The sequence below is a fragment of the Streptomyces sp. DSM 110735 genome (assembly GCF_016482685.1).
Classification (GTDB): domain Bacteria; phylum Actinomycetota; class Actinomycetes; order Streptomycetales; family Streptomycetaceae; genus Streptomyces.
The window spans coordinates 21,668-45,169 of the sequence record NZ_JACYHF010000026.1 but is presented as its reverse complement, the minus strand read 5'-3'; the positions used below and the strand labels follow the sequence as shown (position 1 = coordinate 45,169).

The 23,502-nt window shown below is 71.7% G+C and carries 21 protein-coding genes; 15 read left to right on the top strand and 6 right to left on the bottom strand.

Annotated features, from left to right (window positions below):
* Positions 1 to 67: 67 nt before the first annotated feature.
* Both IF655_RS27800 and IF655_RS27795 read right to left on the bottom strand, forming a co-directional pair.
* Positions 68 to 1,402 (bottom strand): alpha-2,8-polysialyltransferase family protein, encoded by a 1,335-nt coding sequence (locus IF655_RS27800; RefSeq protein ID WP_199587888.1) that lies wholly within the window; start codon positions 1,400 to 1,402, stop codon positions 68 to 70.
* On the bottom strand, positions 1,399 to 2,376 hold the full coding sequence (locus tag IF655_RS27795) for a glycosyltransferase family 2 protein (RefSeq protein WP_199587887.1): 978 nt from the start codon (positions 2,374 to 2,376) through the stop codon (positions 1,399 to 1,401). The genes IF655_RS27800 and IF655_RS27795 overlap by 4 nt, the downstream gene beginning before the upstream one ends.
* Before the next feature lie 198 nt (positions 2,377 to 2,574).
* On the opposite strand from IF655_RS27795, the gene IF655_RS27790 reads away from it, so the two are divergent.
* Genes IF655_RS27790 through IF655_RS27770 form a run of 5 tightly spaced genes read left to right on the top strand, consistent with a single transcriptional unit; the run spans position 2,575 to position 7,849 of the window.
* A complete protein-coding gene (locus IF655_RS27790; RefSeq protein ID WP_199587886.1) occupies positions 2,575 to 3,888 on the top strand; it encodes a DUF6716 putative glycosyltransferase in 1,314 nt (437 codons plus the stop codon).
* A 38-nt stretch (positions 3,889 to 3,926) separates the two neighbouring features.
* Positions 3,927 to 5,213, top strand: coding sequence for an acylneuraminate cytidylyltransferase (locus IF655_RS27785; protein WP_199587885.1), 1,287 nt, complete (start codon positions 3,927 to 3,929; stop codon positions 5,211 to 5,213).
* Positions 5,214 to 5,227: 14 nt separating this feature from the next.
* Positions 5,228 to 6,166: an N-acetylneuraminate synthase family protein gene (locus IF655_RS27780; protein ID WP_199587884.1), complete on the top strand. Its 939-nt coding sequence runs from the start codon at positions 5,228 to 5,230 to the stop codon at positions 6,164 to 6,166.
* Positions 6,167 to 6,206: 40 nt separating this feature from the next.
* The gene (locus tag IF655_RS27775) at positions 6,207 to 7,406 is read left to right on the top strand and encodes a hypothetical protein (protein ID WP_199587883.1); all 1,200 of its coding nucleotides are present in this window, start codon (positions 6,207 to 6,209) and stop codon (positions 7,404 to 7,406) included.
* A 44-nt stretch (positions 7,407 to 7,450) separates the two neighbouring features.
* Complete coding sequence (locus tag IF655_RS27770; RefSeq protein ID WP_199587882.1) at positions 7,451 to 7,849, top strand: hypothetical protein; 399 nt, start codon at positions 7,451 to 7,453, stop codon at positions 7,847 to 7,849.
* Positions 7,850 to 7,862: 13 nt separating this feature from the next.
* Here IF655_RS27770 and IF655_RS27765 read toward each other — a convergent pair whose 3' ends face one another.
* Positions 7,863 to 8,513 (bottom strand): class I SAM-dependent methyltransferase, encoded by a 651-nt coding sequence (locus tag IF655_RS27765; RefSeq protein ID WP_199587881.1) that lies wholly within the window; start codon positions 8,511 to 8,513, stop codon positions 7,863 to 7,865.
* A gap of 253 nt (positions 8,514 to 8,766) precedes the next feature.
* On the opposite strand from IF655_RS27765, the gene IF655_RS27760 reads away from it, so the two are divergent.
* The 9 genes from IF655_RS27760 (at position 8,767) to IF655_RS27720 (ending at position 19,675) form a co-directional block, all read left to right on the top strand.
* Positions 8,767 to 10,020, top strand: coding sequence for a M20 family metallopeptidase (locus IF655_RS27760; RefSeq protein ID WP_199587880.1), 1,254 nt, complete (start codon positions 8,767 to 8,769; stop codon positions 10,018 to 10,020).
* A 1,130-nt stretch (positions 10,021 to 11,150) separates the two neighbouring features.
* On the top strand, positions 11,151 to 12,206 hold the full coding sequence (locus IF655_RS27755) for a BMP family protein (RefSeq protein WP_199587879.1): 1,056 nt from the start codon (positions 11,151 to 11,153) through the stop codon (positions 12,204 to 12,206).
* Positions 12,207 to 12,413: 207 nt separating this feature from the next.
* A complete protein-coding gene (locus tag IF655_RS27750; RefSeq protein ID WP_242488966.1) occupies positions 12,414 to 13,940 on the top strand; it encodes an ABC transporter ATP-binding protein in 1,527 nt (508 codons plus the stop codon).
* Positions 13,937 to 15,064, top strand: a complete 1,128-nt coding sequence (locus IF655_RS27745) for an ABC transporter permease (RefSeq protein ID WP_199587878.1) — start codon at positions 13,937 to 13,939, stop codon at positions 15,062 to 15,064. Before IF655_RS27750 ends, IF655_RS27745 begins: the two co-directional genes overlap by 4 nt.
* On the top strand, positions 15,064 to 16,353 hold the full coding sequence (locus IF655_RS27740) for an ABC transporter permease (RefSeq protein ID WP_199587877.1): 1,290 nt from the start codon (positions 15,064 to 15,066) through the stop codon (positions 16,351 to 16,353). Before IF655_RS27745 ends, IF655_RS27740 begins: the two co-directional genes overlap by 1 nt.
* Complete coding sequence (locus IF655_RS27735; protein WP_161178717.1) at positions 16,350 to 16,751, top strand: cytidine deaminase; 402 nt, start codon at positions 16,350 to 16,352, stop codon at positions 16,749 to 16,751. Before IF655_RS27740 ends, IF655_RS27735 begins: the two co-directional genes overlap by 4 nt.
* A gap of 70 nt (positions 16,752 to 16,821) precedes the next feature.
* A complete protein-coding gene (locus IF655_RS27730) occupies positions 16,822 to 18,105 on the top strand; it encodes a thymidine phosphorylase (RefSeq protein WP_199587925.1) in 1,284 nt (427 codons plus the stop codon).
* A 96-nt stretch (positions 18,106 to 18,201) separates the two neighbouring features.
* Positions 18,202 to 18,786: a Uma2 family endonuclease gene (locus IF655_RS27725; RefSeq protein ID WP_199587876.1), complete on the top strand. Its 585-nt coding sequence runs from the start codon at positions 18,202 to 18,204 to the stop codon at positions 18,784 to 18,786.
* A 49-nt stretch (positions 18,787 to 18,835) separates the two neighbouring features.
* Positions 18,836 to 19,675: a GNAT family N-acetyltransferase gene (locus IF655_RS27720; RefSeq protein WP_206776526.1), complete on the top strand. Its 840-nt coding sequence runs from the start codon at positions 18,836 to 18,838 to the stop codon at positions 19,673 to 19,675.
* A gap of 4 nt (positions 19,676 to 19,679) precedes the next feature.
* On the opposite strand, the gene IF655_RS27715 is transcribed toward IF655_RS27720, so the two are convergent.
* Positions 19,680 to 20,600, bottom strand: a complete 921-nt coding sequence (locus IF655_RS27715; RefSeq protein WP_199587875.1) for an AEC family transporter — start codon at positions 20,598 to 20,600, stop codon at positions 19,680 to 19,682.
* Positions 20,601 to 20,692: 92 nt separating this feature from the next.
* On the opposite strand from IF655_RS27715, the gene IF655_RS27710 reads away from it, so the two are divergent.
* The gene (locus tag IF655_RS27710; RefSeq protein WP_199587874.1) at positions 20,693 to 21,091 is read left to right on the top strand and encodes an STAS domain-containing protein; all 399 of its coding nucleotides are present in this window, start codon (positions 20,693 to 20,695) and stop codon (positions 21,089 to 21,091) included.
* On the opposite strand, the gene IF655_RS27705 is transcribed toward IF655_RS27710, so the two are convergent.
* A complete protein-coding gene (locus IF655_RS27705) occupies positions 20,975 to 21,988 on the bottom strand; it encodes a sigma-70 family RNA polymerase sigma factor (RefSeq protein ID WP_199587873.1) in 1,014 nt (337 codons plus the stop codon). The genes IF655_RS27710 and IF655_RS27705 overlap by 117 nt on opposite strands.
* A 157-nt stretch (positions 21,989 to 22,145) precedes the next feature.
* Entirely contained in the window at positions 22,146 to 23,492 is a 1,347-nt protein-coding gene (locus IF655_RS27700; protein WP_199587872.1) for an MFS transporter, read from the bottom strand.
* Positions 23,493 to 23,502: the final 10 nt, after the last annotated feature.

Below are 23,502 nucleotides of genomic sequence, written 5' to 3'. Positions count from 1 at the left end.
AGCCGGGTCCTAGGGGGTTGTCGTGCGGATCGGGGCGGCGGAGCGCCGGTGCCGGGCGGGGTCCGCGTCAGCGGCGCACCACCCGGCGCAGCACACGCGCCCGGCGTGCCACCCGGCGGACGGTGGCGTTGCGCGGGATGAACGCCAGTTGGGCGGGCACCCCGCCGGGCAGCGCCAGCGTGGCGAGCCGACGGCGCTTGAAGTAGCGCAGCGTCCCGGCGTCCTGGTGCGCGGCGAGGAAGCGCTCGGCGTCGGGGCGCGACCGCGGCAGGATCTTCGGCTGCATGGCGAAGGCCACCGCGCCCACCAGCTCCGCCAGTTCCCCGACCGTCGTGCCTCGCCGTCCCTCGATCACGGCCGCCCGGTCGGCGAGGTCCGGCAGCAGCGCGTCGACCACGGTGACCGGCACCCGGTTGCTGTTCTCGTACGGCACCAGCCGCTCCAGCAGGGTCCCGGTGCCGGTCCGCGCCACCGGCAGTCCGTAGAGCGTGGCGGCGGTCAGCAGGGCGGTGGAGAAGCAGCCGACGACAAGCGCGGGACGTATCCGCTGGTAGAGCACCTCCGCCAGCACCGGGGTGTCCAGCACCGTGAGGTCAGCGCCGAGTTCCTCCGCCTCCCGCTCCAGGGTGCGGGCGTAGCGGGCCGGGGCGGTGGGGTGCGGCTTGAACACCACGCTGGTGTGCCCGAGCCCGACCACGCCGCGCAACATGCGGACGTGCAGCTCCTCCTCCTCGTCCGGGGTGAGGATGTCCAGCGCGGACAGGTACTGCCCGAGCAGCAGCGCGGGTTCGTCCGGCGCGGGCAACTCGTCGTCGGTGGCGGCGAGTTCGGCCAGCACCTTGGTGAAGGCTGCCGACGGCACCAGCTCGGCGGGGACGCCGAACTCGGTGAGCAGCAGCGGCTTCAGACCCGGCACCAGGTCGAGGTGGAGCAGCCGGTCCACCCGGGTGCCGACCAGCGGGTCGATCTTGTTGCGGGTGGGACCGTAACTCATCAGACCGTCCGCGTACACGGTGACCGGGGCGCCGGTGAAGATCTGGGCGAGCGCGAGCGAGGGGTTGACCTGGATCGACTCGACCGCCAGCTCCACCTGCTCGTCGCCGAGCCGCCACTCGTGGCGCACGTACCGCTCCCACAGGGGCATGTCGTCCACGCGGGGCGCCCAGCCGCCGGGGTGGAACGGGGCGATCGTCTCGTTGTACGACAGCACGTCGTCGAAGCGGTCGCGCAGCCGCTCGAAGCCCGGCATCCGGTCCAGGGCGGGCGTGGTCTCCGGGGTCGCCGCGTTGTTGCAGACGAGCAGGACGCGCCGGTCGGCCGGGGCGAAGCAGCCGGAGTCCAGGGCGGCGGCCAGCGTGGCCACGCCGTACAGCGTGGACGCCTGGAAGATCTGAGTGGTCATGCGGCGGTCCCCGCGGGTGCCGGGCGACGGCGCAGCCGACGCAGCTTGGTGGCGCGTTCCAGATCCATCGAATCCAGCGCCTCGGTCAGCACGTCCTGCGGCATACGCCGAAGGGCGGCTCCGCTCAGGGATTTCAGTTTCCTCGCCACCGGGGGCTCGAACCTTTCGATGCTTCCCAGATGGTGGGAAATGATCGCGCAATACGTGCGCACGGCTTTGGGCAGCAGTTCCGCGGCATCACGGTCGGCGGCGGTTTCCGCTATGACCTGGTCGAATGCGCGCAGGAAATCGAGCTGGCGCACATCGCCGATCTGGGTGAGCGAGGAGGCGACCCCGCGCCGGTAGAAGACCCCCAGCAGCCCGGTCACGGCGAACGACTCCGCCTCCCGGTGCAGCCGCCAGATCCACGGGCGGTCCTCCGCCGTGCGCAGCCCGTCCGTGAAGTGCAGCAGACCCCGCTCGGCCAGCCGCCGGTGGTAGATGCCCGCCCAGGCGTACGCGTAGTCCACCGACGTCGACCGGTCCGCGGGCAGGATCGCCGCCCTCGGGTCGAGCACCACGTCGCGCCGCCCGTGCGGCACCCGGTGCACCGCCCGCGCCCGCCCGGTGCACTGCACATGGTCGGTCCGCAGGAAGTCGCAGCCCAGCCCCTCGATGGCGGCCACCAGCCGCTCGTAGTAGCCGGGGGCGAGCCAGTCGTCGCCGTCGAGGAACGTCAGATACTCGCCGCGCGCCCGGTCGATACCGGTGTTGCGGGCGGTGGCGAGTCCGCCGTTCTTCTCGTGCCGCACCAGGACGGCACCGGGCAACTCGCGCTCGGCACGCCGGAGCACCTCCGGCGTCCCGTCGCGGGAACAGTCGTCCACGAGAATGAACTCGAAATCGTCACGCGCGTTCGCACCGAGGCTCCTCAGGGTGTCCGGCGCGTATTGCTGCACGTTGTAGAACGGCACGATGACCGAGAGCTTGACCACGCCGAGGACATTAGGGCGGAGCCCGGCATTCGTTCTGACGCTCGCCTTGATGACGGGTGAACGACGCGTGGCGAAGCCGTGAACCGGGTTTTCCCAAGCCCCGATCCGGCGCCGAATCCCCATTCGTCGATGTGCTGTTAACCCTTTGTTGCGTTCAGGTTGGGCGGAACCTCCGAATGCCTTCCTAGCGTCTGCGGCGTGCCAGCAACCACCACCGAACCCCTGAGGATCGCCGTCCTCGCGGATTCCGACACCCGATGGAAATGGGGCGCGCTCACCGCGCGACGCCTCGCTCCCGAGGGCGCGGAGATCCGGCTCGACGGCTTCCTCCTGCGCGGACGGTCCACACCGACCGCCCGTCAGCTCCAGGAGACCGGCGCCCGCGCGGACAGCCTGCGCGAGGTGACGGCCGTGGAGTTCGTGCGGGCGATGGGCGAGGAGCCCTGCGACGTGCTCGTGCTCGCGCTGGTCGGCGGCGGGGTGCAGGCGATGCTGCACGGGCTGCGGCACGCGTGGGGGAGCGGACCCCGTCCCGTGGTCGTCACCGGGTACGTCGGAGTCGTCTACGAGAAGCTCGCCGACGGGCTGCTGCTGCGGCACGGCGCCGATCTGGTGCTGGCCAACTCGGCGCACGACGCGCAGCGGTTCCGGGACGTGTACGAGGGGGTCGGCGCGGACGCCGGCGCGGTGACCGAGGTCGCGCTGCCCTTCCTCGGCGGGGCGCCGTACACCGGTCAACACGAGCCGTTCACCGTGGTGTTCGCGGTCCAGCCGTCCGTGCCCGACAGCCGCGAGGACCGCGCCTATCTGCTCGGGCGGCTCATCGGGCACGCCCGCCGCCACCCCGACCGCGAGGTGCTGCTCAAGCTGCGCTCCAAGCCCGGCGAACACACCACGCACATCGAGGAACTGCCGTACCAGAAGCTGGTCCGGGGACTGAACCCGCCCGCCAACTTCCGTCTGGTGTACGGGCACATGGGCGAGGTGCTCGACCGCACCGACCTGCTGGTCACGGTCAGCTCCACCGCCGCCCTGGAGTCCCTGCACCGGCGCATCCCGACCGCCGTCCTGACCGACCTCGGGGTGCGCGAGGCGCTCGGCAACCACCACTTCCTCGGGTCCGGGTGCCTGACCTCCTGGGACCGGCTCGACGCGGGGGAGCTGCCGACGGCGGACCCCGCCTGGGTGGCGCGGCAGGGGGTTGCCTCTGGGGGAGGCTCCTACGAGGGCGCCTTCGACGCCGCCCGCGCGCGCATCGCCGCCCTGCTGGCCAGTTCCGGCGGACTGCCGCCGCTGGACCCGTACTACACGGCGGAGACCGCCCCCGGCTATCTGCCCGGCATCCTCGCCCGCCACCACCTCGGACCCGACGGCGCCCCGCTGCCCGGCGCGCCCGCCGCCGACCAGGCGCCCGGACCGGTGCGCCAGATCGTCCGCCGTGCGGCGCGCGGCGCGTACCGGCACGGCGTCCAGCGCGTCGCCCCGGTGATCCGCCGGATGGGGGAGCTGTGACGGACCCGGCACCCACGACCACTTCCCAAGGAGACTCCATGTCCGACCCGGAAGCACAGGACGGCACGTCGCCGCGCCGGGTGCTCGCGGTGATCCCCGCGCGCGGCGGCTCCAAGGGGGTGCCCGCGAAGAACCTCGCGCCCGTCGGCGGGGTGCCCCTGGTGGCCCGCGCCGTCCGGGAATGCCTCGCGGCGGCGCACGTCACCGACGTGGTCGTCTCCACCGACGACCCCGCCATCGCCGCCGCCGCCCGCGCCGCCGGTGCCGACGTGGTGCTCCGCCCCGCCGCCATCGCGGGCGACACGGCCACCTCCGAAGCCGCCGTGCTGCACGCCCTGGACGCGCACGAGGAACGGCACGGCACGACCGTGGACGTGGTGCTGCTCGTGCAGTGCACCAGCCCGTTCGTCGCCCGCGAGGACGTCGACGGGGTGGCCGCGGCGGTCGCGTCCGGCGCCGCCGACACGGCCGTCACCGTCGCCTCCTTCCACGGGTTCATCTGGCGCGACGGCGACGAGACCGGCGACGGCGGCGAGGTGGCGTCCGGCGGCGACGAGACGGCGGGCGACGAGGCGGCGGGCGACGGCGGGTTCGGCGTCAACCACGACAAGTCCGTCCGCCCCCGCCGCCAGGACCGCCCCCAGGACCTCCTGGAGACCGGCGCCGCCTACGCGATGGACGTGACCGGCTTCCGCACCCACCGCCACCGCTTCTTCGGCAGGACCGAACTCGTCCGCACCGACCCGGCCCGCGTCCTGGAGATCGACGACCCGCACGATCTCGCCCGCGCCCGCGCCCTCGCGCCGCTCCTCGACGCCGAGCGGCCCGGCGCCCTGCCCACCCACCACGACATCGACGCCGTGGTCCTCGACTTCGACGGCACCCAGACCGACGACCGGGTGCTGATCGACTCCGACGGACGGGAGTTCGTCTCCGTGCACCGCGGGGACGGACTCGGCATCGCGGCCCTGCGCGACAGCGGCCTGAAGATGCTGATCCTGTCCACGGAACGCAATCCGGTGGTCGCCGCCCGCGCCCGCAAGCTCCGGCTTCCCGTGCTGCACGGCATCGACCGCAAGGACCTCGCCCTCAAGCAGTGGTGCGAGGAACAGGGCATCGCGCCCGAGCGCGTGCTCTACGTCGGCAACGACGTCAACGACCTCCCGTGCTTCGCCCTCGTCGGCTGGCCCGTGGCGGTCGCGGGCGCCCATGACGCCGTACGCGGCGCCGCGCGCGCCGTCACCACCGTGCGCGGCGGCGACGGCGCGATCCGGGAGGTCGCCGGCTGGCTTCTCGGACCCTCGCTCGAATCCCTCCCCAGGTAAGGAAACACCCTCACATGAGCATCAACTCCCGTATCCGCCGGCTCGGTTCGCGCGAGGTCGGTCCCGGCCGCCCGGTCTACGTCACCGGTGAGATCGGCATCAACCACAACGGCGACCTGCAGAACGCGTTCAAGCTCATCGACGCCGCCGCCGAGGCGGGCTGCGACGCCGTCAAGTTCCAGAAGCGCACGCCGGAGATCTGCACCCCGCGCGACCAGTGGGACATCGAGCGCGACACGCCCTGGGGGCGGATGACCTACATCGACTACCGCCACCGCGTGGAGTTCGGCGAGGACGAGTACCGGCAGATCGACGCGTACTGCACCGAGAAGGGCATCGACTGGTTCGCCTCCCCGTGGGACACCGAGGCCGTCGCCTTCCTGGAGAAGTTCGACGTGCCCGCCCACAAGGTGGCCTCCGCCTCCCTCACCGACGACGAGCTGCTGCGCTCGCTGCGCGCCACCGGCCGCACGGTCATCCTCTCCACCGGCATGTCCACCCCCAAGCAGATCCGCCACGCGGTCGAGGTGCTCGGCAGCGACAACATCCTGATGTGCCACGCCACCTCGACCTATCCCGCGCAGTCCGAGGAGCTGAACCTCCGCGTGATCAACACGCTGGAGAAGGAGTACCCGAACGTCCCGATCGGCTACTCCGGCCACGAGACCGGTCTGCAGACCACGCTGGCCGCCGTCGCCCTCGGCGCCGTCTTCGTCGAGCGCCACATCACCCTCGACCGCGCGATGTGGGGCTCCGACCAGGCCGCCTCCGTCGAGCCGCAGGGTCTCACGCGCCTGGTCCGCGACATCCGCGCCGTCGAGGCGTCCCTCGGCGACGGCGTCAAGAAGGTCTACGACTCCGAGCTGGGCCCCATGAAGAAGCTGCGCCGCGTCACCGGCGTCGTCGCCGAGGCGGACATCGCCGCGGCGGCGGGCGAGCCGGTCACGGTCTGATCCCTCAGCCCGACACCCCTCCCGGGACGGTCCTCCACCGATGAGCCCCCAACACGCCCACACCCTCGCGTTCGTCGAGAGCCCCGTGCAACTGCTGAACGTACTGGAGTGGGCCCACGTACAGGGCCTACGACCGGCGGAGGACCGCGCCCCGGGCTCCCGCCCGGACCCGTCACCCACCGCCGGGACCCCCGAGACCGGCCGTCCGCCTCTGTCCACGCCGTTCCAGCCGTCCCCGGCCGGGCGGAGGCGGCGGTCTTCGGGGGACGAGGAGGTCATGGTCGGTATGACGCTCGTCGTGCTCGCGCCCACCGACCCCATGACCCGGGGGCAGTTGCGCCGGATGGCGGATCTGGCGCGGGACGAGGGGTACCAGGTGCGCTGGGAGGAGGCGCGCGGCGGGGCGAGCGCGCCGTTGCAGACGGTCGGGGCGCTGGCGGGACCGCTGAGACGGGCGGAGCGGATCGTCATGGGCGACCCGTTCTCCCGGTACGTGCAGCTCCTGCTGACCATCACCCGCGCCCGCGACCTGGTCGTGGTGGACGACGGTACGGCGACGATGGAGTTCGTCGCCCAACTCGCCCGGGGCGAACGGCTGGTGCGCTGGCACCGCAAGGGCGGTCGCCCCGGTCCCCGCGACCTCCTCTTCGCCCCCGTGTCCGCCACCGCCCGGCGCCGCCTCATGCCCGTACCGGGCCGTCGCGTCGAGGTCTTCTCCGCCATGCCGGTGACCGAGACCCCCGAGGGCGTGACGGTCACCGCGAACGACTTCGCCTGGACCCGCGCCCGCTTCGGCCCGCCCCGCATCACCAAGGGCGCCGACCTGGTGGGCACGTCCCTGGTGGAGACCGGGGTGGTGGACGTCGACCGCTATGTGGAAGCCGTACACACCCTGGCCAAGACCCATGGCGCCACCCGCTACTTCGCGCACCGCCGCGAAAGCACCGCCAAGCTGCACCGCCTGGCCGGTGAGACCGGTCTGGAGATCGTCCGCCCCGACCTGCCCCTGGAGCTGATCGCCCGCCGGGGTCCCATCGGCCGGACGATCCTCAGCTTCCCCTCCACCGTCGTCCACACCCTCCCCCTCGCCCTCAAGGGCACCGGCGTGCGCGTCGCCGTCTGCGACGTGGACCCCGACTGGCTCACCGAGAACGCCTCACCACGCGCCCAGGGCTTCCTGTCCGGCGTGACGGGTACGGCCCGGGACGTGCACCGGCTGGCGTCGGTACGGCTGGCGTAGGGCAGTCCCGCCCGGCTGTCAGTGAGTACTGCGATGCTGCCGGGATGACTCCCTGGAACCTGCTGGACCTCGACCGCGCGCTGCGGGCGAGCTGGGCCGTTGACACCTGCTCGCCCGACGACCTGCCCGACTGGCGCCCCGCCAACCCGGCGTGGGGACACTGCGACATCACCGCGCTGCTCGTCCACGACCTCCTCGGCGGCGAACTCGTGGTCGGCGAGGTGCACCTCGACGGCGTCCAGCACGGCTACCACTGGTGGAACCGGCTCGCGAGCGGCGTCGAACTCGACCTGACACGGGAGCAGTTCCAGCGCGGGCAGACCATCACCACGCTCCGTGTCGTCCAGCGCCCGCCGGGTCCCACGCTGCGCCGCCGGGCGGAGTACCTGCTGCTGCGCGAGCGGGTCGCGGCGCGCCTCGGTCCGCTGCCGGAGCCGAGCTGAGGCGCGCGCCCGCCTACTTCCGCGCCAGCACGAACGCCCGCGCCCGCTTCTCGTCCTCCTGCGGCTGCCGCAGCGTCGTCGCCACCGGGGTCAGCCCCGCCCCCGCCAGCAGGTCCGCCATCCGCTCCGGGGTGCGCCAGTAGTAGTCGAGGTCGATGTCGTGGCCGAAGCGCTCGTCCAGATGGAGGTGCTCGGTGTCCGTACGTGCCTGGAAGGCGAGCAGGACGTGTCCGCCGGGTACGAGGGTGCGGCGGAAACCGGCGAAGACGGCGGGCAGGTGCGCGTCGGGCACGTGGATCGTGGAGTAGAGGGCGAGGATGCCGCCCAGGGTGGCGTCCGGCAGGTCCAGGGACGTCATCGAACCGACGTGGAAGCGCAGCCGGGGGTGCGCCGCTCTGGCCAGCTCGACCATCGCGGGGGAGACGTCCACCCCGAAGGCAGGTACCCCCAGCTCGTGCAGACGCGCCGTGACGAACCCCGGCCCGCTCCCCAGGTCCGCCACCGGCTCCGGCCCGTTCGCCACCACCAGCCGGACGAACGCCTCCACCAGCGCCTGGTCCAGCGGATACGTCAGCGAGGACGGGTATGCGGAGGAGTAGTCCTTGGCGATCGCGTCGTAGGAGGAACGAGTGGCGCGCAGAAAGTCGTCATGCGAGTCGGTCACGCCGCCGCACCCTACTCCGCCCCCGTCCGCACCTTGCCCCACCACTGCGCCGCGCGGGTCCGGTCTGTGGACAAAGTGAGCGGGGGCGCGTCAGGCGTGGTATCCGTGGAAGAAGAAAGAAAGGTTTTACCCACCTCAGCCCACCGCCATGCGTCCGCCGGTCACATTTTCTTCCCCTGACGGACTGAACTTTTGTTGATCGAGGGTCAGTTGACCGGCCGGGCGTCCTACCCTTCAGAGGGTGAACCGATTGATGCTCCGAGAGACCGAGGCCGACCTGCCCGGGGATGTGCTCCCCGGCGCGCTCAGCGCGTCCCTGCACGCCGAACTCGTCGAGTTCCGCCGCGACTTGCACATGCACCCCGAACTGGGCAACCAGGAGTTCCGTACGACCGCCGCGATCAAGGAGCGGCTGGAGCGGGCCGGGCTCACCCCCCGCGTCCTGTCCACCGGAACGGGTCTCATCTGCGACATCGGGCTCACCGAGGGCCACGGCAGCCGCATCGCCGACGACGGACGCCCCGCCGCCCCCCTGCTGGCCCTGCGGGCCGACATCGACGCGCTGCCCATCCCGGACACCAAGTCCGACTGCGGCTATCGGTCCACGGTCCCCGGTCGCGCCCACGCCTGCGGACACGACGTGCACACCACCGTCGTCCTCGGCACCGGTCTGGTCCTGGCGGACCTGCACGCCAAGGGTCTGCTCTCCCGCCCCGTACGGCTGATCTTCCAGCCCGCCGAGGAGCAGCTCCCCGGCGGCGCGCTCACCGCCATCGCGGACGGCGCGCTGGAGGGCGTCGGCCGCATCCTCGCGCTGCACTGCGACCCCAAGGTCGAGACCGGCCGGATCGGGCTGCGGCACGGTCCCATCACCAGCGCCTGCGACAAGCTGGACGTCACGCTGGACGGTCCCGGCGGCCACACCGCCCGCCCCCACCTGACCACCGACCTGGTCACCGCCGCCGCCCGCGTCGTCACCGACGTGCCCGCGGTGATCAGCCGCCGCGTCGACACCCGCAGCGGTCTCGCCCTGACCTGGGGGCGCATCGAGTCGGGTCACGCCCCGAACGTCATCCCGCAGCACGCCGAACTCTCCGGCACCGTCCGCTGCCTGGACCTCGACGCCTGGCGGGACGCGCCCGACATCGTGCACGCCGCCATCGACGAGGTCGCCACCCTGCACGGCGCCAAGTCCGAGATCACCTACGTGCGCGGGGTGCCCCCCGTCGTCAACGACCGGGAATCCGCCGAGCTGTTGCGCCGCGCGATGGTCGCCCGCCGGGGACTGGACTCCGTGGAGAGCACCGAACAGAGCCTGGGTGGCGAGGACTTCTCCTGGTACCTGGAGCACGTCCCCGGCGCCATGGCCCGCCTCGGCGTCCGCCGCCCCGGCGAGCGCACCGTACGCGACCTGCACCAGGGCGACTTCGACGCCGACGAGAACGCGATCACGGTCGGAGTGGAACTCTTCACCGCCGCCGCCCTCATGGGAACACCGGAACTCTGACGCGCGCCGCAGGGCGGCTCGCAGCACGAGCCGCCGCGCGGGCACGTCGCGTGGGCACACCGCGCGGGCTGCCGTGCGAGCCACCGCACGACCGCCGTGCGGGCCGTCACGCCGACCGTCGTGCGAGGTGCCCGGAGGTCCGTCACCCGGGCCGTCGCGCCAGCCGTCCCGCACGTCGGTCGTGCGGGCTGACGCAGACCGCCGGGGGAGCCACCGCACGACCGCCGTACGGGCCGTCACGCCGACCGTCGTGCGAGGTGCCCGGAGGTCCGTCACCCGGGCCGTCCCGCCAGCCGCCCCGCACGCCGGTCGAGCGGGCTCAGGCGGACCGCCGTGGGGGCGCCACCGCACGGGCTGCCGTGCGAGCCGCCCGGAGGTCCGTCACCCGGGCCGTCCCGCCAGCCGCCCCGCACGCGGGTCGAGCGGGCTCACACGAACCGTCGGCGGAGCCGCCACACGGCCGACGTGCGGACCGGTACTCGGGCCGTCGCGCCAGCCGTCCCGCACGCGGTCGAGCGGGCTCACACGAACCGTCGGCGGAGCCGCCACACGGCCGACGTGCGGACTGGTCACTCGGGCCGTCACGCCCACCGTCGTGCGAGCCACCGAGCGGGCTGTCGTGCGAGCCGCCCGGCGGTCCGTCACCCGGGCCGTCCCGCCAGCCGCCCCGCAGGCCGGTCGTGCGGGCTCACGCGAACCGTCGGCGGAGGCGCCATACGGCCGACGTGCGGACCGGTTGCTCGGGCCGCCGCGCACGCCGGTCGTGCGGGCTCACGCGGACCGTCGCGCGAGCCACCGCACGACCGCCGCGCGGGCCGTCAGGCCGACCGTCGTAGGAGCCGTCGCAGACCTCCCCGCACCCGCCCCCACGCACACCCCATCCGCCCGCGCAACACACCCGCAAGCCATTTGTTCCGCCCCGGAAACAAAGGCATGACACACCTGCCAGGCCGAGTTCAGACCCCGTTTGCCTCGGTTCGATAACGGCTGCCCGAGAGGTGTTTTTCTGACATCTACGCGCGTTACGATGCCGCGAGCCGACGCCGCCGGGGCGCTCGGCCGGAGCACCGCTCCTCGGTGCTCACATCAAGCGCCATCGTGGCGCTCAGGTCAGGTGAAGGAGCCTTCCCGTGCGCCGGGTAGCCAAGCTTTCCGCTGCGTGTATAGCGACCGCAGCCCTCGCCCTCTCTGCCACCGCCTGTGGCAGCACCTCCTCCGAGAACGACAAGTCCTCCGGCTCGTCGGGTGACGGCAAGGGTGTCAAGATCGGTCTCGCCTTCGACGTCGGCGGCCGTGGTGACCACTCCTTCAACGACTCCGCCGCGCGCGGCACCGACAAGGCGTCGAAGGAGTTCGACGGCTCGGTCAAGGAGCTGACCGCCAAGTCCAGCGACACCGAGGCGGACCGCGAGCAGCGCCTGTCCGACCTGGCCGACGCGGGCTACAACCCGATCGTCGCCGTCGGTTACGCCTACGCCACCTCCGTGGACAAGGTCGCCGCCAAGTACCCGAAGACCAGCTTCGGCATCGTCGACTCGGTCGTGAAGGCCAAGAACGCCGACAGCATCACCTTCACCGAGGAGCAGGGCTCGTACCTGGCCGGTGTCGCCGCGGCGCTGAAGACCAAGACCAAGCACGTCGGCTTCATCGGCGGCGTCGACGTCCCGCTGATCAAGAAGTTCCAGGCGGGCTACGTCCAGGGCGTCAAGGACACCAACCCGAAGATCAAGGTCGACGTCCAGTACCTGAGCCACGGTTCGGACACCTCCGGCTTCGCCAGCCCCGACAAGGGCAAGGAAGCCGCGCAGGGCATGCTGGACAACGGCGCCGACATCGTCTACTCGGCGGCCGGCTCCTCCGGCAACGGTGCCATCGAGGCCGTCAACGGCAAGAAGGGCGCCTGGGCGATCGGCGTCGACTCGGACCAGTACAACATCCCGGGTCTGGCCAAGTACAAGAGCTCGATCCTGACCTCGGTCGTCAAGAACGTCGACGTCGGCGTCTACGACTTCATCAAGTCCGTCCACGACGGCAAGCCGCTGACCGGCAACAACGTCTACTCGCTGGCCAAGAACGGCGTTTCGCTGGCCACGAGCGGCGGCTTCATCGACGACATCCAGCCCAAGCTGGACGCCGCCAAGAAGAAGATCGTCGACGGCTCCGTCAAGGTCAAGACCACCCCGTGATCTGACCGGTCCACCCAGGACCAAGGCTCGGCGTGGGGGCGCCTCCAAAGCGCCTCCCGCCGAGCCATAACAATGTGTCAACTCTACGCGTGTAGTACCGAGTTGCCGCGCTAGCGTCGCCGACGCCTGCCCTCCCTCCCCCAACGCAGCCCCTTTCCCCGAGGAGAGTGCGCCATCAACGCGTCCAGCCCTCCCGCTGCCGTCGAACTGCGCGGCATCACCAAGCGTTTCCCCGGCGTCGTCGCCAACCGCGACATCGACATCACGGTCCGCACCGGCACGGTTCATGCCCTGTGCGGCGAGAACGGCGCCGGCAAGTCCACTCTGATGAAGATCCTCTACGGCATGCAGCAGCCGGACGAGGGCACCATCACCGTGGCCGGCGAACAGGTCGTCCTGAACAACCCCGGTGACGCCATCGCGCGCGGCATCGGCATGGTGCACCAGCACTTCATGCTCGCCGACAACCTCACCGTCCTGGAGAACGTCGTCCTCGGCGCCGAGAAGCTGTACGGCATCGGAGGCAAGGCGCGCGCCAAGATCAAGGAGATCTCCGACGCGTACGGCCTGAACGTCCGCCCCGACGTCCTCGTCGAAGCGCTGGGTGTCGCCGACCGCCAGCGCGTGGAGATCCTCAAGGTCCTCTACCGGGGCGCCAGGACCCTGATCCTGGACGAGCCCACCGCCGTCCTCGTGCCCCAGGAGGTCGACGCCCTCTTCGACAACCTGCGCGAGCTGAAGGCCGAGGGTCTGACCGTCATCTTCATCTCCCACAAGCTGGGCGAGGTGCTGTCGGTCGCCGACGAGATCACCGTCATCCGGCGCGGCACCACCGTCGGCACCGCCGAGCCGAGCACCACCACGCCCAAGCAGCTCGCGGAGCTGATGGTCGGCAGCGAACTGCCCACGCCCCAGACCGAGGAGTCCACGGTCACGGACGTGCCCATGCTGGAGGTCTCCGGGCTGCACCTGGCCCAGAAGGACCTGGACGGCGTGGAGCGGATCATCCTCGGCGAGGTCTCCCTCACCATCCACAAGGGTGAAGTCCTCGGCATCGCGGGCGTGGAGGGCAACGGCCAGTCCGAACTGGTCGAGGCGATCATGGGCATGCGCACCCCGGACGCGGGCGTCGTCGTGCTCGACGGCGAGGACATCTCCGCCGCGCCCACCCGCCGCCGCCGCGAGGCGGGCATCGGCTACGTCCCCGAGGACCGCCACCGCCACGGTCTGCTCCTCGAAGCGCCGCTGTGGGAGAACCGCATCCTCGGCCACGTCACCGAGCGCCCCAACTCTCGCCGCGGACTGCTCGACCTCAAGGCCGCCCGCGCGGACACCGAGCGGATCGTCGCCGACTACGACGTGCGCACGCCTGGCATCGACGTGACCGCGGCGTCGCTGTCCGGCGGCAACCAGCAGAAGCTGATCGTCGGCCGCGAGATGAGCCACGACCCCAAGCTGCTCATCGCCGCCCACCCCACCCGCGGTGTCGACGTCGGCGCGCAGGCGGCCATCTGGGACTACATCCGCGAGGCACGCCGCGCGGGTCTCGCGGTGCTGCTGATCTCCGCCGACCTGGACGAGCTGATCGGTCTCTCCGACACCCTGCGGGTGATGTTCCGCGGCCGCCTGGTCGCCGACGCCGACCCCGCCACGATCACCCCCGAGGAGCTGGGCTCCGCCATGACCGGTGCCGCCTCCGGCCACCTGGAGCACACAGAGGACGCCGACCGATGAACAAGCTGACCTCACGGATCGACAAGGAGCGGCTGTTCCTCGGCATAGCCGCGCCGCTGCTCGCGGTCGTCGCCGCGCTCGTGGTCACCGCCCTGGTGATCCTCGCGACCGGCAAGAACCCGGGCGACGCGTTCAGCGACATGGTGACCTACGGCTTCGCCAGCGACAGCCAGGTCTACATCCTGAACAAGGCGACGACGTACTACCTCGCGGGCGTCGCGGTGGCCATCGGCTTCCGGATGAACCTGTTCAACATCGGTGTCGACGGCCAGTACCGCCTCGCCGCGTTCGTGGCCGCCGCCGTCGGCGGCGCGCTCACCGTGCCGGGCTGGCTCGCCGTCCCGCTGATCCTCCTGTGCGCCATGGGCACCGGCGCCCTGTGGGCGGCCATCGCGGGCGTCCTCAAGGTGACCCGGGGCGTCAGCGAGGTCATCGCGACGATCATGCTGAACTCGATCGCGACCGCGATCATCGGCTACCTCCTCCAGCCGGGCAAGCTCGGCCAGCTCGACGACGGCGGCACCCTGGTCTCCACCAAGCCGCTGCCCTCCTCGTCCTTCCTGCCGAACATCGACACGGGTCCGGCCGGCGTCCTCGACAGCCTCATCGTGCTCGCCGTGGTCGTCGGGGTGGCGTACTGGTTCATCCTGGGCCGCACCCGCTTCGGCTACGACCTGCGCACGGTCGGCCAGTCCGAGTCGGCCGCCGCCGCGAGCGGTGTCAGCGTCAAGAAGATGATCGCCACCAGCATGATCATCTCCGGTGCGGTGGCCGGTCTCATCGGCATGCCGACGCTGCTGAACGAGGGCCACCAGTACGACAACAGCTTCCCGGCGGGCATCGGCTTCACCGGCATCGCCATCGCGCTGCTCGGCCGCAACCACCCGATCGGCATCGCGCTCGGCGCCCTCCTGTGGGGCTTCCTGGAGCGCACCACCAACCACCTGGAGTTCCAGGGCTACGACAAGGAGATCCTCGGCGTGATCCAGGGCGTCATCGTCCTGTGCGTCGTGATCGCCTACGAGGTCGTCCGCCGCTACGGCCTCAAGCGCCAGCAGCAGCGGGTCGGCGCCGAACTCGCCGCCCAGGCCGCCAAGCCGACCGAGATGCAGGAGGTGGCGTGATGACCGCCACGATGACGGACGCGCCGCCGCCCGCGGCGCCCAAGGCACCGGGCAGCGCGGACAAGCGCCCGGGCCGTTCCACCACCCGGCTCTTCCTGGTCATCGCCGGTGCCCTGCTGCTCGTCGCCGTCGTGCGCCTGATCACCGGAGCGAACCAGCTCACCTCCGAGGGCCAGGTCAACGCCGCCCTCGGGCTCGCGGTGCCGATCGGTCTCGCCGGTCTCGCGGGTCTGTGGTCCGAGCGGGCCGGTGTGGTCAACATCGGTCTCGAAGGCATGATGATCCTCGGCACCTTCGGCGCGGGCTGGATCGGCTGGCAGTCCAGCCCCTGGCTCGGACTGCTGTGCGGCATCGGCTTCGGTGTCCTCGGCGGTCTCGTGCACGCGGTCGCCACGGTCACCTTCGGCGTCGACCACATCGTCTCCGGTGTCGCGGTCAACCTGCTCGCGCTCGGTGCCACGCAGTACCTCGCCAAGCTCTTCTTCGCCGGTGGCAAGGCGGCCGAGGCGGGCGGCAACCCCAAGCAGTCCCCGCCGGTCGACTCCCTCACCGACATCACCGTGCCCGGTCTGTCCGACGCGCTGCACTCGGTCGAGCAACACCACTGGTTCCTCATCTCCGACATCGCGGGCATTCTCGGCGGTATCGTCACCGACGTGTCCGTGGTGACGATCCTGGCCGCGCTGCTGTTCGCCGGAAGCTGGTGGGTGCTGTGGCGCACCCCCTTCGGCCTGCGGCTGCGCTCCTGCGGCGAGAACCCGGTCGCGGCGGAGTCCCTCGGCGTCAACGTCTACCGCTACAAGTACGCCGCCGTCGCCATCTCCGGCGGTCTCGCCGGACTCGGCGGCGCCTTCCTCGCGCTGGTCACCTCGCACACCTACCTGGAGGGCCAGACCGGCGGCCGCGGCTACATCGGTCTCGCCGCGATGATCTTCGGCAACTGGCGCCCCGGCGGACTGGCCATGGGCGCCGCCCTGTTCGGCTACTCCGACGCGCTCCAGTTGCGCAACGGCGGCGTCACCGTGCACGCCCTGCTGCTCCTGCTGGTCGTCCTGCTCGCCGCCCTCGCGGGCTGGAAGCTGTACCGCAAGGCGCTGTGGCAGGGCGTGATCAGCGCGGTCATGGCCGTCCTGGTCCTGGCCTGGTACCTGTTCACCGACGAGGTCCCGAGCGACTTCGTGGGCGCCACGCCGTACGTCGTCACGCTGCTCGTGCTCTCGCTGTCCGCCCAGCGGCTGCGGATGCCGAAGGCGGACGGCATGCGGTACCGGAAGGGACAGGGCAAGTGACCACCGCGACCGCGTTCGACTGGGAAGCGCTGCGCGCCGAGGCCCGCGAGGCCATGGCCCACGCCTACGCCCCCTACTCCGGCTACCCGGTCGGCGTGGCGGCCCAGGTCGACGACGGCCGCACGGTCACCGGCTGCAACGTGGAGAACGCCTCCTACGGGCTCGGTCTGTGCGCCGAGTGCGGGCTCGTCTCCCAGCTCCAGCGCACCGGCGGCGGGCGTTTGACACACTTCACCTGTGTGGACGGCACCGGCGCCCTCCTCGTGCCGTGCGGCCGCTGCCGTCAGTTGCTGTACGAGTTCGGTGGCCCCGGACTCCTGCTCGACACCCCCGAGGGCGTCCTCCCGCTCTCCGAGATGCTGCCCCAGGCTTTCGGCCCGGACCATCTCACCAAGTAAGTCCGTACGGCCCCTCTGCTCGCTTTCCGGGCAGGGGGGCCGTACACCTGCACCTCCCGGAAGGAACACCCTGGCCATGGACGCCATCTCCGTCATCCGCAGCAAGCGGGACCGCGCCGCACTGACCGACGAGCAGATCGACTGGGTCATCGACGCGTACACCCGCGGCGAGGTCGCCGACTACCAGATGGCCGCCCTCAACATGGCCATCCTGCTCAACGGCATGGACCGCCGGGAGATCGCCCGCTGGACCGCCGCGATGATCGCCTCCGGCGAGCGCATGGACTTCTCCTCGCTGTCCCGCCCGACCGCCGACAAGCACTCCACGGGCGGCGTCGGCGACAAGATCACCCTCCCGCTGGCGCCCCTCGTGGCCGCCTGCGGCGCGGCGGTCCCGCAGCTCTCCGGCCGCGGTCTCGGCCACACCGGCGGCACCCTCGACAAGCTGGAGTCCATCCCCGGCTGGCGCGCGCTGCTCTCCAACGAGGAGATGCTCTCCGTGCTGGACGGCACCGGCGCGGTGATCTGCGCGGCGGGCGACGGTCTGGCTCCCGCCGACAAGAAGCTGTACGCCCTGCGCGACGTGACCGGCACGGTGGAGGCGATCCCCCTGATCGCCTCGTCCATCATGTCCAAGAAGATCGCCGAGGGCACCGGCTCCCTGGTCCTGGACGTGAAGGTCGGCTCCGGCGCCTTCATGAAGACCCTGGACGACGCCCGCGAGCTTGCCTCCACCATGGTCGGTCTCGGCACCGACCACGGCGTCAAGACGGTCGCCCTCCTCACCGACATGTCCACCCCCCTCGGCCTGACGGCGGGCAACGCGCTTGAGGTCCGCGAGTCCGTAGAGGTCCTGGCGGGCGGCGGCCCGGCGGACGTGGTCGAGCTGACCCTCGCCCTCGCCCGCGAAATGCTCGACGCGGCGGGCCTGAAGGACGCCGACCCGGCGAAGGCCCTGGCCGACGGCTCGGCGATGGACGTCTGGCGCCGCATGATCGCCGCCCAGGGCGGCGACCCCGACGCGACCCTCCCCGTGGCCCGCGAACAGCACGTGGTGGCCGCCCCCACCTCCGGCACCCTCACCCGCCTCGACGCCTACGACATCGGCATCGCCGCCTGGCGCCTCGGCGCGGGCCGCGCCCGCAAGGAGGACCCGGTCCAGGCGGGCGCGGGCGTGGAAATGCACGCCAAGCCGGGCGACCAGGTCGTCGCCGGCCAGCCCCTGCTGACCCTCCACACGGACACCCCGGACCGCTTCGCGTACGCGCTGGAGGCGACGGAGGGGGCGTTCGACATCGCGCCCGCCGGTACTGAGTTCACGGCTTCGCCTGTGGTGCTGGGGCGGATCGCCTGATCAGGCGACCTATTCGTTCGGGTGAACGGGATCGGTGGACCCCCACCGGTCCCGTTCGTCATGCTGGGATCGGTGACGCACTGATTGGAGACCGCCATGAGCGCACTCACCGTGAGCCAGGACCCCGACCGGACCTGGGACGACCTCGTCCGGTTCTGGGAGGACATGGCTTGGCCCGAGGGCAGCAAGGTGGAGATCATTGAGGGGATCATCACCGTGTCGCCTTCTCCGGCGTACCGCCACAACGTGATCGCGGAACGCGTCCAGCGTCGCCTCTACTCCGTCATCCCCGAGGACTGGGGCGTCTTTCAGACCCTGTCCGTCGCCGTGCCCTCCCGTCTGGGCATGTTCATCCCCGATCTCGTCGTGACGCCCGTTCAGGATCGCCCCGAGGCGGACTCGCACATCCCGGCCGCCCTTGCCGAACTCGTCGTCGAAGTGACCTCCAAGTCCAACGCCCGGCACGACCGGGTCAGCAAGCCTGCCGCATACGCGACCGCCGGCATCCCGCTGTATCTCCTGGTCGATCGCTGGGCTCCCGGCGGTCCCACCGTCACGCTCTACGGTGAGCCGAAGGGCGATGTCTACCGTGTGCTGAGTGCGGTGAAGTTCGGCGACACCATCAAGCTGCCCGAGCCCTTCGACCTCGAGATCGACACCAGCGAGTTCCCCGTCGACTGATCCCTCACCAGTGACCGTGCGCCTTCGCTGGGACTGGGTTCGGTCTGTGATGCCTGTCCCGTACGTGCCGACGCTCGGTCCGGTCCGGTGGGAGGACCCGATCCCCGCTCTCCTGGAGGCGGTGGTGGAGAACGCTGCCACGGACGGGTTCCTCCCGTATGACAAGGACCGTCGGTGGGGGGAGCGGAAGACGGAGCGGGTCGTGGTCGACGCCATCGAGCATGATGACGGTCGGACCCTTGTTCCGACCCTGGCCGAGCGGGGCGGAGGCGTCGTGAAGGTCCATGTCTACGGGGCGGCGCCCGACAGTCTCACGACCGGTGCGGACCTGGCCCGGAAGCTGATCGCCGTGCACGGTGCGGCGCGGGGCGGAGTGGTGTGGTTCCTCGGTCCGGACCAGCCGGAGGCGTACGCGCAGGGCGTGGGGACGCGTGTTCAGCTCAAGGACTTCGCGGACGGACCGGGAGCGGCGCCCGGCGTGCCGGTGCACGAGGACGGGCGACTGCACGCCGATGCCGGATTCGCGGACTTCGCCGAGGCGATGGCGGGCGACGGGTTCGCCTTCCTGTACGAGCGGATGCGGGGCGGGGGAGTGGGACCCGTCCTCACCATTCTCCACGACGGCCGCGTCGCCGGAGCCATCGGGCCCATGGAGATCTTGGCCGATGCCGCTGGAGCGGCGCGTCTCCTGCCTCAGTACTTCGGCGTGCTGCCCCGGTACCGCGGTCACGGTTACGGGAGGGCGTTGTGGCGCGCGGCGATGCACTGGGGGCATCGGCACGGCGCCGGGTACCAGCTTCTCCAGACCGAGGCGGGCGGCGCCTCGGACCGGCTCTGTGCGGCCGAGGGGCTCACGTCTCTCGGGTTCGTCAACCAGGCGGAGGTGTGACCCCTCACCCCAACACCGCCGCCACCCCCACCAGCACCGGCACGGACACCACCGTCGACAGCAGGATCGACTCGCGGGCCAGGGATTCGGCGGTGCGGTACGTGCTCGCGTACGTGAAGAGGTTCTGGGCGGCGGGGAGGGCGGAGGTGACGACCACGTCGAGGAGGGCGGCTTGGGGGAGGGAGAGGACGTAGTGGGCCAGGGTCCAGGCGATCAAGGGCTGGGCCAGGGATTTCAGGGTTACCGAGAGGAGGACCGGGCGGCGGTCGGGGCCGCGGGCGGGGAGGGCGCTGTGGGGGAGTGACATGCCGAAGGCGAGGAGGGCTGCCGGGACGGACATCGCGCCGATGAGGGTGAGGGGGTTCATCAGGGGGCCGGGGACGGACACGCCCGTTGCCGAGACCACGACGCCGGAGAGGGAACCGAGGGCGATCGGGTTGCGCAGGGGAGTCAGCAGGCGTCGCCACACCGGGCCCTTGTCGCCCGCGCCGGACAGGTCCAGGACGGTCAGGGCGAGCGGGGTCACCAGGACGACCTGGAAGAGCAGGACCGGCGCCACCAGGGAGGCGTCGCCGAGGACGTACGCGGCGATCGGGATGCCGAGGTTGCCCGAGTTGACGTAGCCGGAGCACAGCGCGCCGATCGTCGTACGGCCCACGCCCCAGTGCCGCAGCACGCCCACCGCGACGAAGATCCCCGAGACCGCCGCCGTGCTCAGCGCGGTCACCAGCAGCCGGGCGGAGAAGAGGACCGACAGGTCGGCCGTCGCCAGGGTGGTGAACAGCAGCGCCGGGCCCGCGACCGAAAAGGCGAGCCGGGTCAGCACCTCCCCGCCGCGCTCCCCGAGCGACCCGCGCCGCCCGAGCACGTACCCCACCCCGATGACGACCGCGATCACCGCGAACCCGCTCAGCACCCCCCGCACGGACCTCAGCCTCCGGGGCGGTCCGGGGACCGGTCAATGCGGCGGTCGCGATCTCCACGATCTCCGCGTCCCAGCCGCGACTCCGCGACGCGATGATTTCCGCGCCTCCCGCCGGTCCACCGCAGGTGGACCCCGAGACCCCGGCCGACTTCCCCGCCGTGCCCATACCGCCAGGCCCCGCCGACCCCCGCGCGCTGGCCGGACTGTGCGACCGCGTGCGGGACCTGCTGGCGGACGGTCCCACCAGGACCGTCGTCTGCGACGTGGGCGCGATCCGCGCACCCGGTCTCGGGCACGTCGAGCTGCTCGCCCGTCTCGAACTCGCCGCCCACCGCGGCGGCGGGCGGATACGGCTGCGCGACCCCGCGCCCGCCCTAGCCGCGCTCCTCGCTCTCGTCGGACTCCGCTTCCAGGTGGAGGGGCAGACCGAAGAGGGGGAACCAGCGGGCGGTGTCCAGGAAGCAGTGGAAACCGGTGATCCGGCCGTCTGAGATCTCCAGCGCCTGGACCGCCCAGGGACTGAAGCCGCCCTTCTCCGGGTCGGGCTTGTAGTGCGCGAAGCCCGGAAGACCGTTGACCTCCACCGGCAGCAGGCGCGAGCCCGCGCACGAGGCGCCGATGGTCGACATGAAGCCCGTGATGTCCGCCGGACCGCGCAGCCAGAGGTCGAACGGCGGCATCGTCATCACCGCGTCCTCGTGGAGCAGCGCCGTCAGCGCCGTCATGTCGTACCCCTCGAACGCCTTCACATAGCGCTCCAGGAGCCGCTGCTGCTCCTCGTCCAGCGGGTCGGAGACCGCCGCGTCGTCCCCCGCGTCCGCGCGCTCCGCGAGGGTGGCGCGGGCCCGCTGGAGGGCGCTGTTCACCGAGGCGACCGTCGTGCCGAGCAGCTCTGCGACCTCGCTCGCCCGCCAGGCCAGGACCTCGCGCAGGATCAGCACCGCCCGCTGCTTGGGCGGCAGTTGCTGCAGCGCCGCCATGAACGCCAGCCGGATCGACTCCCGCGCGACCGCCGCCTCCGCCGGGTCCTGCACCGAGGGCAGCACCCGCGCGTCCGGCACCGGCTCCAGCCAGGTGTGGTCCGGACGCGGCGACAGCGCCGCCCGCGCGAGCGGGGTCGCCTCCGTCAGATCCATCGGCCGGGCCCGCTTCCCGCTCGCCGTCAGCATGTCCAGGCACACGTTCGTCGCGATCCGGTACAGCCACGACCTGAGACTGGAGCGGCCCTCGAACTTGTCGTACGCCCGCCAGGCGCGCACCAGGGTGTCCTGCACCGCGTCCTCGGCCTCGAAGGACGAGCCCAGCATCCGGTAGCAGTACCCGGTCAGCTCGGTCCTGTGTTTCTCCAGCGCGGTGTCGAGATCCGCCGTCGCCGTACCCTCGCCCATGGTCCACCCACCCCCGTGGCCGTCCTGATCGCGCCTCGTCGCGCCCCAGCACTCCGGAAGTTACCGCAGCCCACTGACAACGGCCCCCGGAGTACGAAAACGCCCGGTCCGGGACCGCTGGATCGCGGACCGGACCGGGCGTACGACGGATCGGGCCCTAGGCGGGAACCGCCTCCCGTCGCGCCGCCCGCGTGCCCAGCAGCGTGATCGTGACGACGCCCAGCACCGCGAGGAGCCCTACGCCGACCGTGCCCGCCCAGCCGTCGGAGTGGAACGCCAGCGCGCCGACCGTGCTGCCCACGCTGGAGCCGATGTAGTACGCCGACTGGTACAGCGCCGACGCCTGCGCCCGCCCGTGCGTCGCCGTACGCCCGACGGCGGAGGACGCGACCGCGTGGCCCGCGAAGAACCCGGCCGTGATCAGCACCAGACCGAGCAGCACCAGCGGCACCGACGGGGCGAGGGAGAGCAGCAGACCCGCCGCCGTGGTCCCGGCGGCCGTGTAGAGCGCGCCCCGGCGACCGAGGCGGCCCACCAGACGTCCCGAGGTGGACGCGGACACCGTGCCGACCAGGTACACCAGGAAGATCGAGCCGATGATGCCCTGCGGCAGCGAGAACGGCGCCTCCGTCAGGCGGTAGCCGATCACCGTGTAGACCCCGCCGAATACCATCATGAACAGCGCGCCGATCGCGTACAGGCGGCGCAGCAGCGGGTTCGACAGGTGGTCGCGGACCGTACCGGCCAGCACGCGCGGGCGCAGCGAACCCGCCCGGAAGTGCTTCGGCGCGGGCAGCAGCAGCCGGAACGCCACCGCGCACCCGACCGCCACCACGCCGATCACGCCGACGGCGGTCCGCCAGCCCCACTCCTGCGCGACCCAGCCGGTGATCACCCGGCCGCTCATGCCGCCCACGCTGTTGCCCGCCACGAACAGACCGATCGCCGTGACCAGCGCCTTCGGGCGGACCTCCTCGGCCAGATACGCCGTCGCGGAGGCGGGCAGCCCGGCCAGCGCCGCGCCCTGCACCGCGCGCAGCGCGACCAGCGCGCCGATGGACGGCGCGAACGGCACCAGCATGCCGACGCTCACCGCGACCACCAGCGACGCCGTCATGACCGTACGGCGCCCGAAACGCTCGGACAGCGCGCTCATCGGCAGCACGAACAGCGCGAGCCCGCCGGTCGCGGCGGCCACGGTCCAGCTCGCCTCGCCCGCCGCGACCCCGAGGTCGGCGGAGATCAGCGGGAGCAGGGCCTGGGTGGAGTAGAGCAGCGCGAAGGTCGCGACCCCGGCGAGGAAGAGGGCGAGGCTCATACGGCGGTAGCCGGGACCGCCGGGCGTCATGCGCGAGTCGGCAGCCTCCGTGACCTCGACGGCAGCCGCTGGGACCTCTACGGCCCCGGGGACCTGTGTGGTCGCCACGGCGTCGGACGCTTCGGAGGAGGGGACGGGCGGGCCGGCGTCCACACGGATGGACGCCCCGGTACTGGCGGGAGACATGCTTCGACGC